Source organism: Paenibacillus sp. FSL R7-0302, assembly GCF_038006885.1.
In the GTDB taxonomy this organism is placed as follows: Bacteria; Bacillota; Bacilli; order Paenibacillales; family Paenibacillaceae; genus Paenibacillus_AQ.
In genome coordinates, this window is the sequence record NZ_JBBOWB010000002.1 from 281,686 (window position 1) to 297,847 (window position 16,162).

Here is a 16,162-nt window from a genome sequence, read left to right on the forward strand (position 1 = left end):
GTGAGCAGTTTGCGTCCACTGTTCAATGCCTCTAAACTGCCAGATCAATCCCCACCACACCCACAATCTCCCCGTCCCCGTTCGTAATTGCTCTGGAGAGCGTGATGCAGGAACGCTTGGTAATGGCCGAGACATACGGCTTGGAGACGTACTGGCCTTCCGCCATCGCCCCGTTCCACCAGTCGCGGCGCTTCGCATTCAGCAGCCCGGCTGCAGGCTCGGAGTAGATGAAGGTGCCATCCGTCCGGTTGGACCAGATGGCCTGTACATCCGGCACCTTATTCTTACAGGCCGTAAGAACTCTGCCATGGATGTCCGCATCCGCTGCACACATCTCCTGCTTGGCAGCTATCTCCTGAAGCACCGTCTGTATTTCCTCAAGCCGCGCCGTATATTGGCCCAGCTCAATGACTTCGCGTCCGGTAATACCGTTCACCGACTGCTGCAGGGTCTGGGATTCCAGCAGCAGACTCGCGCTGATCTCATTAAGCTGCCCGATCTGTGTCCGCTGGCGGGTTACCTGCTCCAGGGTCAGATCTACGCCTGCAATGGTCTCATTGACAATTCCTACTGCACCGCTCAACTCGCCGGTCACCTCTTCGATCAGCCTGCTCTGCCGCTCTGCCGCAGCCGCTGACTCTGTAACTATGACCCCAACTTCCTCCACCCGGGCCGAGATATCCCCGAGGCGCTGCTTCACCTTCGTCACTTCATTCACTCCATGTGCAACCGCTGTCTGCTCCTTCGTGACCGACTCCAGCACCTGCCGTACGCCATGGTTAAGATCCCGTAGCACCGCCGTTGAGCGCTCCACGGAATCCCGGCTCTGATCGGCCAGCTGCCTGATCCGGCCTGCGACCACAGCGAACCCCCGGCCCGCTTCCCCGGCCCGCGCAGCTTCAATCGAGGCATTCAGCGCCAGCAGCGAGGTCTCATTGCCGATGCCTACGATCAGGGCATTCATCTCCTCCACCAGCGCAATATGTCCGCTTAACACGGTGAATTTGTCCAGCATATCTCCGCTCTGCTCCTGCAATTCCTCCATGACCTCATCTGTATTCTTCAGGGAATCCACCATCTCCGCCATCCCTGTACGTGCTGCCTGCATCGCCGTACTCAGCCGTCCGGTCAGCTCTCCAATCTGCCCGGTAACCGCAGCAACTCCGCCCATCCTGGCAAAAGCCCCCTCAATATTGGCCTTCGCCTCATTGCTGCGGGTCTGCAGCTCCACCTCATAGGCATGTGAATAGTCGGCAGTCTGCTGAAGCCCTTCGGTATGGCGGGTAATCTCCTCCAGAGCACCATGCAGCCGGTCCGAGGTGACAACAATTTCATTGCCAAGCAGCTCCACCTTGCTCCGGGCTTCCGCCAGTTGCCCGGCTCCGAGCACCCCGCCCCGGCGGATATCCAGCACAAGCCCGGCAAGCGCCGCCATCAGCAGCAGATAGACAACCTTATGTACCCAGTACATCTCCATCCATAAGCCATACAACCCCACACCCAACAGCAAAATAATAGCGATAGCGGCCTTGCTCCGGCGAATTCCCATTCTGCACGTTCACTCCACTCTATCATGTTATGTATTCTAACATTATATCAGCAGAGTTAAATTAAGGAAACCACTACTCTATGGATTGCACTTATATTTTTTTCTGTTAGGGGTTTGCCGCGACTCCAGAGAAGTTATGGACTTCCGGCCACACATACATTCGGTCCGTGCGCCAGCTTGCGAGCATAATGTATGCTGTTTTTCACATACATTCGGTCCGTGTGCCTACTTGCGAGCCCAATGTATGCTGTTTTTCACATACATTTGGTCCGTGTGCCTCCTTGCGAGCACAATGTATGCTGTTTTCCACATACATTTGGTCCGCGTGCCTGCTTGCGAGCCAATGTATGCTGTTTTTCACATACATTCGGTCCGTGTGCCTGCTTGTGAGCATAATGCTGTTTTTCACATACATTTGGTCCGTGTGCCTGCTTACGAGCACAATGTATGCTGTTTTCCACATATATTTGGTCCGCGTGCCTGCTTGCGAGCACAATGTATGCTGTTTTCCACATACATTCGGTCCGTGCTCCGCTCTACCAGCCAATTGCCATTGGGTTTTAAGCATACTTAAAAAACAGCCGCACCCCCAGCATCTGAGGATACGGCTGTCTTTCCGGCGTCTTCCGGCCCAGAATTACACTCCCGCCGGTTGGACCCTAGCTTCCTGTGCGTTCTTCGCCATCATGCCGCGGGCAATCCAGACACCAGCCGCTCCGGCCTGGGCCAATCCGCGGGTAATACCTGCCCCGTCGCCGCCGCAGTAGAGGCCGGAGATTTCGGTCTCGAATTCATCCGTCAGCTTCGGACGGGCGGAATAGAACTTCGCTTCCACGCCATAGAACAGCGTATGCTCGGAGGCAATGCCCGGGGTTACCTTTTCCAGGGCCTCCACCATTTCAATCAGGCTCTTCATCGTGATGTACGGCAGCACCAGCCCCAGATCGCCGGGCACCGCTTCCTTCAGCGTCGGCTCCAGGAATCCTTCCTTGATCCGGGTCTCCGTAGACCGGCGGCCCCGCAGGATATCTCCATACTTCTGTACAATGACCCCGCCGCCGGACAGATCATTCGCCCGCTTGCAGATCTCCCGGGCATATTCATTCGGCTTGTCGAACGGCTCGGTGAAGGTATGGGAGACCAGCAGCGCAAAGTTGGTATTCTTCGAGCCCAGCGCAGGGTCCTTATAGGAGTGCCCGTTCGCGGCCATCGCTCCGCTGTGATTCTCCACGACCACATGTCCCGAGGGATTGCTGCAGAAGGTGCGGACGCGTGTACCCACGGAGGTATTGAAGATGAATTTGCCCTCGTACAGATGCTCATTGATCTCCCGCATCACCACATCTGAGGTTTCTACACGTACGCCAACATCTACCTGGTTATTGTACATTTTGAGCCTGCGCTTCTTCAGCACCTCGGTCAGCCAGGCCGAGCCGTCCCGTCCCGGAGCAATCATCACCTGGCCAGCCTCATGACTCTCCCCGTTCTTCAGCCTAATGCCTGTGATGCGGTGTGTTCCGTTCTCTTTGACGGTAACGATATCTTCTACTTCTGTCTTGTATAACATATCAATGCGTGTCCGCAGATATTCATAGATCGATTTCAGAATCTCCAGATTCTGCTCGGTTCCGAGGTGGCGAACCTGCGCCCGCAGCAGCTTCAGCCCGGCGGCATATCCCCGCTGCTCAATGCCGCGGATGCTCTCCGTCGTCGGATCGGTAATGACCGGAGTTGCCCCGTGCTCCAGGTTGATCCCGTCCACATATTCAATCAGCTCCATCACCTTGGAAGGAGGCAGATAATCCGTCATCCAGCCGCCGAATTCGGTGGTAATGTTGAATTTGCCGTCACTGTACGCACCAGCACCGCCGAAGCCTGCAGTAATGGAGCAGGCCGGCAGACAGCCGGCGAATTCCTTGCGGCCGGAGGCGGGCGGACAGAGCTTGATTTTCTCCTCCAGGATCGGGCAGTTGCGGCGGTAGATATCATGTCCCTTGTCCACCAGCAGCACCTTCAGCTCAGGGGCCTTAAGCGTTAATTCATAACAGGCGAATATTCCAGCCGGACCGGCTCCAACAACAATTACATCATATTTACTCATATCTTCTCTGTTCCTCCCAAGGTGAAACGGCTTCGGCCTGCGGTTGACAGGGGCCGCGAAGCGTCTCTGCAGTATATTAGTCCACTTAACCAAGCAGCACACAACAGCACACAAAAATCCCGGCCTCTTCATAGGTATGCAAAATGCACCCTATTCGTAGCCAGGAATTTACGGTCCCCTGTAGAAACCCCCAAACCTTATCATTGAGGATATACGAACAACTTCACCCGTTATTACGGGCCAATTGGAATTTTACCTAACAAATCCGAATGTGTCAATGATGAATAGCATTAATAGTTCGTGTTTACAGCATTACGAAGAATGTAGCGCTTTGACAGCCTACCAAACACCTTACAAACACGAACGTTATCCCAGTCCTATCCCAAGACATAAGACCTAGAAGGAGAAACAAGAACATTGTCGAATATATAAGTACATAGTCACTGGAAAAGAGGAACATCTTATGCAGATCCCACCGCCAACTCCTCGCCAAATGTACTGGAACCGGGTTCTCCTCAATACCTTTTGGCTGGTGCTTTTCGTCTATCTGGCCAGCCAATTATTTGTCTACTTCTCGATGTCGGCGCATCGGCCCGAGTTGTCCGGCAGACAATATACCCTGCTGCATATCTGGATTCCGGATTCTATACTGTTCGTTCTGCTGCTGATACTCGAAGCTGTCCATAGATATAAACCGTTGTTATCTGAACTATTGATCATTCTGACAAGCCATCTGTACGGCATCCTGATCATTACGAATCTCAGTCCGGACTATCATGTGAAGCCGCTGATTATGCTGCTTCCCATGCTGGTATCCATGATCTATCTCAAGGAGAATTATCTGAGGGCCTCTTCACTGATCTGTCTGTTCTACATTGTCATCCTGTTCCTGAACACATCTATTTACGATTTCACTCTGCGCATCCAGAATATCATTATTACCCTGATCTTCGCGGCAGTGTCCCTGACCGGCTTCGCCGTAATTGCGCGGGGCAAGGAGCTGATGCGCTCACTGGAGATTTCGGTGAAGTCAGAGCAGGAGCTGCGCATCCAGAACATCATTATGGACCGGCTGTCCAAGATCGACCCGCTGACCGACTTGTACAACCATAAGACCTTTCATGAGTACCTGGGCTGGCTGATTGACCATCAGCAGAGCAATCCTTTTCCAATGCAGCTGGCTGTTATTGATATCGACAATTTCAAAAAGGTCAATGACCTGTACGGGCACTGGGTCGGAGACATCGTTCTCCGGCAGGTCACCGCTGTCATGCTCCAGCATATCGACTCGGATGACTTCGCAGCGCGGTACGGCGGGGAGGAATTCGTGATTATTCTGACATCCAAGACATTAGAGGATTCGGGCCGCATTATGGAGAATATCCTCGCAGGAATTGCAGGCCTTCCGATCAGCGAAATGGACAATGAATCGGTTACCGTGAGCATCGGAATGCATGAATATAACGGCGGAGATTCCAAGAGCTCTATCTTTCAGCAGGCGGATGACGCCCTGTACGAGGCCAAGAAAACCGGTAAGAACAGAATCGTCATTCTGTAAGGCTCTCCATCCTATATCCCAAACAAGCGGGTCCACCGTGCATAGCAACCTATTCCGGGGACCCGCTTTCCTGTGCACCTGTTCTCTGCGCTCTATTCAAGCTCCTCCGCCCCATACCGTCTCTGCGGAACGAGCAGCTCCATGACCTGGCGCTGCGGCACCGGCCGGCTGATCAGATACCCCTGCACCTTATCGCAGTGAGCCTCCCGGAGGAAAGCCCATTGGCTGGCATCCTCCACACCCTCGGCTACTACATCCAGGCCCATCTTATGGCCCAGGATAATAATCGTCTGCACAAAAGATTCACTAAAGGCCTTATCGGCCAGGGAATCAATGAAGATTTTATCCATCTTAAGGGTAGAGATCGGCAGCTGCTGCAGATAGCTAAGGGAGGAATACCCCGTTCCGAAATCATCCAGGGCAATCCGTATCCCCCGGGACTGCAGGAACTCCAGCTTGCTGACCGTTCTCCCGAATGACTCCATGAAGATCGACTCTGTAATCTCCAGCTCCAGACTCGACGCCGCAAGGCCGCTCTCCTCCAGACTGTCCAGCACAATCTCTACGAAATCATCCTGCAGGAGCTGAATGATGGAGATGTTCACCGATATTTTGTAAGGAATGCCGGTCCGCTGATGGATGCTGTTCATGAACTTGCAGGCCTCCCGCAGCACCCACTCCCCGATATAGATAATCAGCCGGGAATCCTCGGCAATCTTGATGAAGGAGAGCGGGGAGACAAAGCCGAGAACCGGACTGTTCCAGCGGATCAGAGCCTCGAAGCCTGAGATCAGCCCGGTCTCCATCTGTACCTGCGGCTGATAATGCAGCTCAAATTCGTTATTATTCATCGCACTGCGCAGATGCTTCTCAATATTCATCCGGTCATTGAAGGCGGTATGCATCGATTTATCATATACGACGTAGGTGCTTTTCCCCTCTTCCTTGGCCCGGTACATCGCTACATCGGCGTTCTTCAGAATCTCTTCCGTCGTCTCGCCGTCTTCGGGGTAGAAGGAGATTCCGATACTGGAGGACACATACAGATTGCTCTCACCGATAAGAAAAGACTTGCGGAACGCACGCATAATATCCTCGGCCAGATTAAGCACATCCACCCGGCTCTCAATATCCTTGAGGAAAATCACAAATTCATCTCCGCCCAGCCGCGACAGCAGATCCTCCTCGCGCACTACAGACTGGAGACGTTCGCTGGCCTTGCGGATCAGAATATCCCCGGACTTGTGTCCAAGCGTATCATTGATGTATTTGAAATTATCCATATCTACGAAAAGCAGCGCCGCACTGCCTCCCGTCCGGCGGAAATAACTCTCCATCGTCTCCAGCAGACTGAGCCGGTTCGGAAGATTGCTGAGCGAATCCATATACGCCAGGCGATGCATATTCTTCTGATTCTCCAGCAGCATATCATATTGTCCTACAATCTCCTGCTGGGTCGCTGTAAGCTGCTCATAGGTGGCCTCCAGCTCCTGGTAGCTGTTATTTAGCTTGAATTCTGCCTGCTTGCGCTTACTGATGTCGATCAGGGAGCCGAGGAACAGGACAATCTGATCCTTCGGGTCAACGATTGCCTTGCCCCGCACCTCGAACCAGATGTACTCCCCCTGCCCTGTTCTCATCCGGTATTCGGTTTCATAGATCGGGGTCAATCCGGTTAGATGCTCCTGTCTGGCCTTGCGCGCGGATTCCTGGTCATCCGGGTGAATAATGCTGAGCACGCCTCCCTCGAAGGAGTTGATCTCCGCCTCAGTATATCCCATTACCTCGTACCACCGGTCCGAGAGCTTGTAGAAGCCGCTGTCCCAGTCCAGCTCCCACATGTACGCACCAGAGCCTTCCGAGGCCAGGCGGAACCGCCGTTCGCTGACCCCCAGCTTATTGAACTGATCCTGCAGCTCTACCTCTGTGGCCGCCAGCTCCTCATATGTAGACTCCAGCTCCTCGTAGCTAAGCTGCAGCTTAAGCTCATTCTGCTTGCGTTCATCGATATCGATGCCGACCAGCACGAAGATATCCTCCGCCTGCTCATCCATCCCCTTAATGAGGGCTGTGCGGACGGAGAAATAATGCGCACCCGGAGAATGGTCGGGAAGTCTCAGCTCGACATTGGTCACATAATCCCGGGCTGCCGCTCTGGCAAGGAGATCCCTAAGCACAGCGGCTCCGGCCTCCAGGCTTGGCAGCTCATCTATGCTTACGCCCAGCACCTCCTTCTCCTTCAGCCCGGTCATTATCTCGGCATATTTATTGAAGCGCACGCTCCGTTTGTCCCCGTGAACAGCCCATACAATCACCCCGGTATTCTCGATCACATCCTTGAAGAATTCCTGCTCGGAATGAATCGTACGGCGCAGCCGCCGGATATACATCCGGAGCAGGACGGCACCGAATACCAGCAGAAGGGTCCCAATGGAGAATACGGTAAAAATCCGGTTACGCATCTTTTCATTATAATGGTCAGAATGCACGAAGAAATACTGCTGGTACAGCTCTTCGAAGGCACCGGTGCTTACCAGACGCTCTAGCCTTGCATTGACGTAAGACACCAGCTCCGGCTTGGATTTGCTGATGCCGTAGGCCACATCCTGCGGATATAAATTGCTCATTTTGCGGATAATATTACCGGTTAAGCCCTGTTCTACAATCAGATAATCGACAACCCCCTGATTCTCGAACAGCAGGTCGATCTCCCCTTGACGCAGAGCGTCCAGTGCATCTGGTACGGTTGCATATTCTATGTATTCTGATGGCGGGATACCCGCCTCGTTCTGCAGGATGGTCTCTGCATATTGTCCTTTGCCAACACCGATCTTGTACTTACGGAGTGTGCCCAGCGTCACCTCACCCTGGAGTCCCTGGCGCGAATAGACAGAAATATAGCTTTTTAACACGGGCTTTGAGAAAAGAATGTCCTTCTTCCTCTGCTCGCTGACAGCCATTAGCCCGGTAGTATCAATCCTGCCCTCACTTAACCGCCGGTACGTCTGCTCCCAATTCCCGGTGCTGTAGTGGACAAGATATTCGTTCTTCTCAAAGATCATACTTGTCAGATCAATATCGAAGCCCGTCAGATAACCATTCTGTATGTACTTATAAGGTGGATAATCCAGTTCTGCCTGGTACTTAATTTCCTGTCTTTCGGCATAAGCGGCAGCGGGGTGTGCAAGCATGAGCACAATGCTAATTAGAAGCAACAATTTACACCGCTTCATCGCAATTCTCCTTTATCCCAAGTAAGATCGGCTTAACTATGTATACAAGCTTATTCGACAAAATATGGTAGGGTTCCTGCTCCTTTTTTCTCATTTCCGATAAATTGTGCACATCCTGCGGGTTCATATCCTTAACTCTTCAGTGCATCATCTTAGATTTAATCAAAAACTTTAGATTTGTATTGCTTTTTGCGGTTAAAGTGTGGATAATAACAGTAACGGTTGATAATGATTATCATTATTGGATGTGCAACATTCATTATTTTCTATATTTGAGCCAAAAGGAGACTGAACACCCATGAACGCAGCCACTACCCGGACCGCCCTGCAGGTTGACGATTACCTGGACCTGCTCAATCTTGCTGTGAAAGTCGGAGATATGAAATGGCAGAAAGAAATCAAGTCCCGGTTGCAGTATATCCTGTGCCTAGAGACCAGATAGCCCATTTCATACAGAATAGATGAATATAGCTTACTTCTTACACAGCCGCATCCCTTACCGGGGTGCGGTTTTTGTACGTTTATTCCGCCAATTCCGGGGTACCTGCATCTACGGGGCTTAGAATGTGTAATGATATAGTATAATGATCAGCATACTACAATGAACAATAGCCTATAGATCGGAGTGTGTCAGCTTGAGAAAAAACCTCATCCTCGCCTTGGTCCTGATATTATCCCTGCTATGGATTCCGGGGGTCTATGCTGCGAATGTTCCCGCACAGCAGGGAGTGATTACGGATGAAGCCCGGCTGCTGTCTGCCCAAGAAGCAGAGAGCCTTGCCCGGATTGCTACTACAGACGACCGGTACACCTTCCATGTCTTAACCGTTGATTCGGTAGCCGGGAGCGACATGTCCAGTTATGCTGCGGATGTATATGATACCTGGGGGCTGAAGTCCCGGGACATTCTGCTCCTGATCGCTTATGAAGATCAGCTGACTGAGATCAGCTTCATTAACCCCGGGCTGCAGGATGCGCTCGATGCCTGGTCCAGACAACAGGGCGGAGCTGCGGGCAGCGCAGCCATTAACAAGGTGCTGGAGAAATATTTCAATCCTTATGCCAAAAACGGAGATATCCCTGAAGGCATACGTTCTGTGATTCAGCAGCTGCAAGCCATTGGCAGCAGCGGACCGAGCAGTAATACCGGCAGCGGTGCGGCAGGCGGTGCGGATACCGGTACCGCAGGAGCTGGCTCCGGTCCTAAAGGCAGCGGCAGCAGATTCCCTCTTCTGCCGGTCGCAGGCGGTCTTGTCTTGGCCGCGCTGCTGGTATTGCTGCTGTATGTACTAATTACCGGACTGCGCCGCCGCAAGGGACTATCCGCACAGCGTGAGCAGCTCGCTGACCTGCTGGTACGGGCGAACCGCGCCCTGGAGTCCCTTCAGCCTTTCCAGGGGATTGTGCAGGGCAAGACCGGGGAGATGGTCGAGGGCATCTCGAAGCGTCTGACCTCCCGGCTGGTCGAAATCTCTGCATTGCAGACCGCCGGGCAAGCCCCATTGCCGCCGTTCTACCGCTTATCTGCGCTTAAGGCGGCGGCAGAGCAGCTTCAGCAGACAGAGGGGGAATTCCGTGCCTCCCTGGAGGAAGAGGAGAAGAATATCGCAGTCGTCAGCGATGCCGACCGGAACGTCAAGCAGCAGATCACCGAGCTGAAGCAGGCTGCCCCGGAGCTTGAGGAGCAGCGGCAGCAAGCGGCCCTGGGGACGGGCTATACGCTGGAGGAGATTGCCCAAGATCTTCAGGAGCTGGCCGAAGAGACGGCCAAGGCAGATCAACTGGAGCTGTTCGACCCCATTGCTGCCCAGGAGATTACTGCACAAGCGAAGAAGCGGCAGCAGCAGATTGAGCAGGATGTGCAGGATGTGGGGACCTTTGACGACAAGCTGAAAGCCTTCCCCGGTGTCCTTGCGGCTGCACGTAGCCGGATTACCGGGCTGATCGACCAGAACTCTCTGCACAATATGAAGGTTAAGCCTTACGACAGCCTGGACCAGGCCTCCGCTGCCGCCAGTTCCATGGAAGCGCCGCTGCACAGCGGCGATATGGACGAAGTGCGCCGGATTGGCGCTGACATGGATGCCCTTCTGACTGAAGCCGTGGCGATGACGGAACGCCAAGCTATGATCCGGCAGAATAACCTCAGGGATCTGGAGACGGTACGCAGCACATGGGCAACACTAAGCCAGCGGCGGAATGAATTGCAGAGCCGGCTTGCCGGGGCGAAGAACCGGTTCGCCCGGCAGCACCTGGACGCTCTGGAGAAGCTGCTGGAAGAGGCCGGCGGCGCACTACGGCAGGGCGCGGCGGAAGTGCCGCAGCTTGAGACCTGGACCAGCGATGCACGCGGAGAGTATGACAATGCCCGCAGCGGACTGGACCGCCTGCTTGCCTTGCAGGATGAGACGGCAAACAGCATGAATAGCATCAGCAGCAGTCTGGACGCTCTGGAGGAGCGCCTGGACAGCCTGAACAGGCTGTTCACGGAGGGGCAGAGCCGGGTGGATGCCGCCTACAATCTGCTGCACAGCAGAGGAATTGCCTCGCAGAACCGCTTCCAGCTGTCCCTGCTGCCGGAGTATACCGAGCTGGAGCAGCGTCTGGCCTCGGGTCCCTACGATCTGGATCAGCTGGAGGAGACAGGACGCTCCTATGCTTCGCAGATCGCTTCCTTCGTAGAGGAAGCGAACCGGCTCGTCCGCCAGAAGGAAGAGGCCGAACGCGCAGCCAGAATGGCCATGCTGCGGGAGCAGCAGCGCCGGGAACAAGCCCGCAGACGCAATTCCGGCCCGCCAGGCGGAGGATTCGGCGGCGGGCTTGGCGGTGGCGGACGCTCTTCCGGCGGCTCTTCTTGGGGGGGCGGCGGTGGCGGCGGACGTTCCTCCGGCGGCTCTTCGTTTGGCGGCGGCAAATCCGGCCGAAGCTCCGGCGGCTCCAAGTGGTAAGCAGCCGATTGCCGCTACAGCACATACTCACCCTAACAGGTGGGTGATGTAACAACTTATTCTGGTCATCAAGCGAAATCAGGGATGTAAGTGTCCCTGATTTTTGCTGTCTTCGAACTTCAACCGTCCCGCGCATCCTCGCTTCTGCACATTGTATTAGCTTTTCCGCATACATTCGCCCACGCATCCCCGCGCCAACTAATTATATTGCTCCTGCATGAGGGCAATGAAATCCGTGAAGGCTGGGGAGAGCTGCTGCTCCTTGCGGTAGATGAGCTGAATGTAGAAGTTTTCCTTTTGCCCCGCCAATGGAATGCCCGTTAATGCACCCGTCCGCAGTTCCTCCTCCACCGCATAGCGCGGCAGAAAACCCGTCCCCCAGTTATGCTTCACCGCCTGCTTGATACCCTCCAGATTACCGAACTCCATGCCTATATGGGCAGCAACGCCGGATTCTCTGAATACCTGGAGCAGCTGCTTCCGGTATGTGCAGGTATGCTCGGTTAACACCAGCGGCTCTCCTTCCAGTTGCTCTGCAGTAACCTCCGTCCCGGCTGCCAAGAGATGCTCTGGATGGGTAACGACATATAGCGCTTCTTCACGCAACGGCAGAGTGATCAGGTCGCCCGTATGAAAAGGAACGTCGAAGATCAGTCCGAATTGAACGGATTTCTCCAGGACGGCAGCAATAATATCCTCTTCAGAGCCCGGCTGTACCCGCAGCTGCATGCCAGGATAACGCATCCGGTACTGATGAAGCCGATGAGGCAGAAAGTAGGCAGCCAGTGTCTCAATAGCACCAATGTTTAGCGTACCCTGGTCGCCGCCGGTAATTACCTTCTTAGCCTCTTCGCTTAGGACCAGCATCTGCCGGGCATACGGGAGCAAATTACGGCCGGCGAAGGTGGGAATCATCCCTCTACCGGAACGCTCCAGTAAAGTGGCCCCATACATCTCCTCAAGCTTGGCAATCTGTGCGGTTACACTCGGCTGTGCATACCCCAGCACATCTGCCGCCCGCGTATAACTCCCGTGATCCACCACAGCACAAAAGGTCCGTAAGTAAGTCAATTCCATCTGCAGGCCTCCCGAATTATCAAACTTTTGGATAATTGATATCACAGACTATAAATAACTCCAATTATAAGTTCCCAGTATACTTAAACCAACTTATTTTAAGGAGGAATCACGTATGAAAAGACAGACAAAATCTCAAGTCTTGGCTGCACAGGCTGCAGACCCGGCAGATGCCGCAAGGCATTTCACTGCAAAAGCAGCATTCGAGACGGATGTAGCCGATGTTGCTTATGATCTGCGCGAAGGAATTACCGGCTTCCGGCTCATCGATGTCCGTGATGCCCGTTCTTATGCGGAAGCACATCTGCCGGGTGCACTCTCCCTGCCTGGAGGCCGTATACACAGCACTTCCCCGGTGTGGTCCAAGGAGGAGGTTCTGGTGGTCTATTGCTGGGGGCCTGCCTGTAATGGAGCCAGCAAAGCCGCTGCACAACTCGCCGCACAGGGGCACTTGGTGAAAGAAATGCTCGGAGGCATAGAGTATTGGCGCAAGGAAGGGGGGAGTCTGGAAGGAACACTTAAGGAGAATGCACCTCTATACTGGAACGTATCTAACAGCTCACTATAATATTTTCAGACTCCCGAATTCCGTACTATAGACGCACAACAGCGATCCCCCTGTTACCGGAGAATCGCTGTTGTGTTGTCGATTATATTGCTGTTCAGTGGGACTCATCCTCCAGAAACGGCTTGTTCACATAGTAATACATCACGCCCATCAGCACGCCGCCGCCGATAAGATTACCTAATGTGACCGGGACGAGATTATGCACAACGCCTCCCCAGGAAATGGTGCCGGGGTGGTCCAGGACGAGGGCAATGGCGAAGGTACACATGTTAGCAATGCTATGCTCGTACCCGGAGATGAAGAAGCAGAACACGAACAGCACCATGGCGAACATTTTGGCACCGTCGTTCTTCATAGACATCGGGACGAAGAAGGCCAGACAGACGAGCCAGTTACAGAGAATGGCCCGGAAGAACAGCTGCATCGCCGGGGCTTCCATCTTATGGGCCACCACATTCAGCAGGAACCCGTTGACAGAGGAATCATAGAACAGGCCTGTCAGAAAAATAAGCAGTGCAAAGGCCGTAGCCCCAAGAATGTTGCCCAGATAGCTGACAACCCACATCCGTACAACTTCGGTCCATGCCAGCTTGCGCCTCAGTGCCGCATAGGTGTAATAGAAAGTGTCCCCGGTGAACAAATCGCCCCCGCCGTAGGAAATCAGGATGATGGCTGCGCCGAACGTGATCGCAGCCATCGGATAGGTCATCGGCGATTGTTCCATATAGAAGAAGTTGCCGGTCTTAAAGGCTACGATTACGCCGAATCCGATAAACATGCTGGCGAGCATGGCCCTGGCAATGTAACGCCATACGCTTTGCCGGAAGATCTTCTGTTTCTTAAGTGCAAGCTTCTCTACCTGCAGCAGTGCCTCGTTCTCCATTTGACCTCCGTATTCACTTTATATTTTCAGTGGTGCCGGAAGACTGATGTACAGCCTCCAGGCTATTATACCCAATAAACCACTGGAAATTGCTTGAATCACAGAGCATCAATAATTTATGAATCCGCGCACTCCCCGCACCTTTGTTACAGGCCGTTATCCTCCCGATCATTCAGGCTGGCAATCGCCTCCGCCTTCTCACTGCTGGCTACGACGATAAGCACCACGATCAAGCATCCCAGAATCATCCCGCTTATCCCCTCTTTCTCCACAGGTCGCCTTAGTGACAACGTATGTGGGGGGCGAAGACAATATGAATGAGTGCACAACAAAAAAGCCCGCCGAATCCATATCAGCAGGCTTGGTGCATTATTCAAGTTATTCTACAGGCCCAGAATCAAACCCTTAATTCAAAAAGCTGCTCAGCCCGCTCTCCGCCTGCTTCAAAGCCTGCGGCTGTGAACCCTCATTCAGCCCGAGCCGGTTGTTCAGCTGGGTGTTGATGGTGGTCATTTTGGACGTATAATCCTGACAGCTCTCGATGATCCGCCGGTTGGACTGCTCTGAGGTATCCAGGGCGCTGAGCAAGTCGCCAATAGCCTGATTCACGGCTTCCAGCGACATGGACGGCTTGGAGAGCAGCTCCGTTGTCTTCTCGGTCGTCGTGCGCAGCAGCCGTGCATTCTCCTTGAACTGGTCCTCAATGGTCTTGTTGGTGGCTTCGACCGCATTGATGACATTCTCCTGATCGGCCAGGGACATGGCAATCATCGCCGAGACGGTGATCAGATTAGAGGTCTTATCGATCGCGTTGTTTACGGAATCAATCAGCTTGTCATTATTGTCATTGATGATATCCGTTGCCGCAATCGCCTGATTGTAGAGCAGAATCATCTCGGTCATGGACTGAATCCGCACCATGACCTTGCGCAGCCCGCGCTCCAGATACGCTTTGCGGAACTCATTCTCGGGCTTGGCGATCTCCACCTCGAACAGCTCCTTCAGCTTGTTGCCGAAGGCGATCTTGGTCTGGAGGTTATAGATCTCCTCCATAGAGGTGCGCTTCAGCTGGCGCATGTTGACGATGCTCTCCTCCAGCGTATCCCGGCCGTCACGCAGACCGGTGATAATGGCATCAATGTTGGTGCGGACCGACTGATATTTGTAGACATAATTCTTAAGCGGGCTTTTGCGCAGCATTTTGCCGAAGAAGCTGACATTCTTGCTCTGCTGGAGTGTCTCGCACTCACCCCGCAGCTTCATAATCATATTGGGCACTTCCACCCGCTTGCCGCTCATCAGGTCATTAACGGGGCGGTCCAGCAGCTTCAGCGTCTGGCCTGCCTTCTCCTGCGTCTTGACCCCAAGCTTCCCGATATCATCCATCAGGGAATCCAGTGCCACCGTGTCAGTCTTGGCTACCTGCTCAATTAACTGGGAAGCCTCCTGGACTACCTTCTGCTCATCTTCTTTTCTAAGCTCAATTAACTGCGTGGACATGGCTATCCTCCTCCTATAATTCGGAACTGCTGTAGCGCTGATGAATCAGTTCCGCCTTGGTCTGAAGTTCCATCAGGTCTTTGTGCTCGATTGTCGACGCAATATCGGAAATTTTGGCATCGACATCACGCAGACCGTTCAGCAGCATTCTCCGGTTTCTTGTCTTAGCTTCGCCCCCCAGGCGCAGGAACGGATTGATTACTCCATTAAGGTCCTTCAGCACCAGCCTGCGGACGGTATGGTTAATCTCGCCGTTGCCCAGCTCCTGCAGCAGCGGAATGACGCGCTGGAGCCTGGCGAACAGCGCCAGCGACTTCTCGACAATTTCATTGTCCAGCGTATCCTTCTGCCCTTCGGAGATGATCATATCCTCCAGGATGCCCAGATACTCCACCACCGGAGCGAACTCTGCTCCGATCTGTATGTCCTCCCTGTGTCCGGCACCCGAATGGGCCGGGGAGGCCTGTCCCGCAGCAGCAGGAGTCGCAGCAGCGGCAGCAGACGAAGCCTGCGGCGCGGCGGACGATGCCGCCGGAATCACCTTCGGCTCCTGTCCGGCAGGAATCACCTCTACCGGAAGATTCACTCTGGTGCGCCTGAGCTCCGGCACCGCAAGTGCGGCTCCGATTACCGGAAGCAGCAGCGAGACCAGCTCAGGCAGGAAGCCGCTGGTCAGTACGGCTACGACATAACCGGCACCGGCATACGCCAGTACTTTGAATTTAGCTTGCATTCCTTCTCACCT

Annotated in this window: 11 protein-coding genes and 1 riboswitch; of the genes, 4 read left to right on the forward strand and 7 right to left on the reverse strand. The window is 53.9% G+C overall.

The annotated features are described in order from the left end of the window. Window positions 1-31: 31 nt before the first annotated feature. Together MKY96_RS26920 and MKY96_RS26925 are read right to left on the reverse strand one after the other, a co-directional pair. Window positions 32-1,549 carry a methyl-accepting chemotaxis protein gene (locus MKY96_RS26920; protein ID WP_340945188.1) on the reverse strand — a complete coding sequence of 506 codons (1,518 nt, stop codon included), beginning with the start codon at window positions 1,547-1,549 and terminating at the stop codon, window positions 32-34. 637 nt (window positions 1,550-2,186) lie between these two features. Then, window positions 2,187-3,650 carry an NAD(P)/FAD-dependent oxidoreductase gene (locus tag MKY96_RS26925; protein ID WP_340945190.1) on the reverse strand — a complete coding sequence of 488 codons (1,464 nt, stop codon included), beginning with the start codon at window positions 3,648-3,650 and terminating at the stop codon, window positions 2,187-2,189. A gap of 137 nt (window positions 3,651-3,787) precedes the next feature. Beyond that, window positions 3,788-3,887: riboswitch (purine riboswitch) on the reverse strand. A 256-nt stretch (window positions 3,888-4,143) separates the two neighbouring features. Here MKY96_RS26925 and MKY96_RS26930 point away from each other — a divergent pair. Beyond that, on the forward strand, window positions 4,144-5,208 hold the full coding sequence (locus tag MKY96_RS26930) for a GGDEF domain-containing protein (protein WP_340945193.1): 1,065 nt from the start codon (window positions 4,144-4,146) through the stop codon (window positions 5,206-5,208). Between the two features lie 92 nt (window positions 5,209-5,300). Here MKY96_RS26930 and MKY96_RS26935 read toward each other — a convergent pair whose 3' ends face one another. Further along, a complete protein-coding gene (locus MKY96_RS26935; RefSeq protein WP_340945196.1) occupies window positions 5,301-8,399 on the reverse strand; it encodes an EAL domain-containing protein in 3,099 nt (1,032 codons plus the stop codon). Window positions 8,400-8,739: 340 nt separating this feature from the next. Here MKY96_RS26935 and MKY96_RS26940 point away from each other — a divergent pair, with 340 nt between their 5' ends. Together MKY96_RS26940 and MKY96_RS26945 are read left to right on the forward strand one after the other, a co-directional pair. Next, window positions 8,740-8,883: a hypothetical protein gene (locus MKY96_RS26940; RefSeq protein WP_200869518.1), complete on the forward strand. Its 144-nt coding sequence runs from the start codon at window positions 8,740-8,742 to the stop codon at window positions 8,881-8,883. Window positions 8,884-9,076: 193 nt separating this feature from the next. After that, window positions 9,077-11,389 carry a TPM domain-containing protein gene (locus tag MKY96_RS26945; RefSeq protein ID WP_340945200.1) on the forward strand — a complete coding sequence of 771 codons (2,313 nt, stop codon included), beginning with the start codon at window positions 9,077-9,079 and terminating at the stop codon, window positions 11,387-11,389. A 198-nt stretch (window positions 11,390-11,587) separates the two neighbouring features. Here the strand turns inward: MKY96_RS26945 and MKY96_RS26950 are convergent, their stop codons facing one another. Beyond that, complete coding sequence (locus tag MKY96_RS26950; protein WP_340945203.1) at window positions 11,588-12,466, reverse strand: LysR family transcriptional regulator; 879 nt, start codon at window positions 12,464-12,466, stop codon at window positions 11,588-11,590. A gap of 115 nt (window positions 12,467-12,581) precedes the next feature. Here MKY96_RS26950 and MKY96_RS26955 point away from each other — a divergent pair, with 115 nt between their 5' ends. Beyond that, window positions 12,582-13,034 carry a rhodanese-like domain-containing protein gene (locus tag MKY96_RS26955; RefSeq protein ID WP_340945204.1) on the forward strand — a complete coding sequence of 151 codons (453 nt, stop codon included), beginning with the start codon at window positions 12,582-12,584 and terminating at the stop codon, window positions 13,032-13,034. A gap of 94 nt (window positions 13,035-13,128) precedes the next feature. On the opposite strand, the gene MKY96_RS26960 is transcribed toward MKY96_RS26955, so the two are convergent. From MKY96_RS26960 to MKY96_RS26970, 3 genes are all read right to left on the reverse strand, one after another. Next, window positions 13,129-13,917, reverse strand: coding sequence for a formate/nitrite transporter family protein (locus tag MKY96_RS26960; RefSeq protein WP_036723535.1), 789 nt, complete (start codon window positions 13,915-13,917; stop codon window positions 13,129-13,131). Window positions 13,918-14,322: 405 nt separating this feature from the next. Further along, a complete protein-coding gene (locus MKY96_RS26965; RefSeq protein WP_036695607.1) occupies window positions 14,323-15,417 on the reverse strand; it encodes a toxic anion resistance protein in 1,095 nt (364 codons plus the stop codon). A gap of 13 nt (window positions 15,418-15,430) precedes the next feature. Further along, window positions 15,431-16,150 (reverse strand): hypothetical protein, encoded by a 720-nt coding sequence (locus MKY96_RS26970; RefSeq protein ID WP_340945206.1) that lies wholly within the window; start codon window positions 16,148-16,150, stop codon window positions 15,431-15,433. Between the last annotated feature and the right edge of the window lie 12 nt (window positions 16,151-16,162).

Coding starts and splice junctions, on each gene's coding strand:
- MKY96_RS26955 (WP_340945204.1), top strand. CDS start 12,582: ATGAAAAGACAGACAAAATCTCAAGTCTTGGCTGCACAGGCTGCAGAC.
- MKY96_RS26960 (WP_036723535.1), bottom strand. CDS start 13,917: ATGGAGAACGAGGCACTGCTGCAGGTAGAGAAGCTTGCACTTAAGAAA.
- MKY96_RS26970 (WP_340945206.1), bottom strand. CDS start 16,150: ATGCAAGCTAAATTCAAAGTACTGGCGTATGCCGGTGCCGGTTATGTC.
- MKY96_RS26965 (WP_036695607.1), bottom strand. CDS start 15,417: ATGTCCACGCAGTTAATTGAGCTTAGAAAAGAAGATGAGCAGAAGGTA.
- MKY96_RS26925 (WP_340945190.1), bottom strand. CDS start 3,650: ATGAGTAAATATGATGTAATTGTTGTTGGAGCCGGTCCGGCTGGAATA.
- MKY96_RS26935 (WP_340945196.1), bottom strand. CDS start 8,399: ATGCTTGCACACCCCGCTGCCGCTTATGCCGAAAGACAGGAAATTAAG.
- MKY96_RS26930 (WP_340945193.1), top strand. CDS start 4,144: ATGTACTGGAACCGGGTTCTCCTCAATACCTTTTGGCTGGTGCTTTTC.
- MKY96_RS26950 (WP_340945203.1), bottom strand. CDS start 12,466: ATGGAATTGACTTACTTACGGACCTTTTGTGCTGTGGTGGATCACGGG.
- MKY96_RS26920 (WP_340945188.1), bottom strand. CDS start 1,549: ATGGGAATTCGCCGGAGCAAGGCCGCTATCGCTATTATTTTGCTGTTG.
- MKY96_RS26940 (WP_200869518.1), top strand. CDS start 8,740: ATGAACGCAGCCACTACCCGGACCGCCCTGCAGGTTGACGATTACCTG.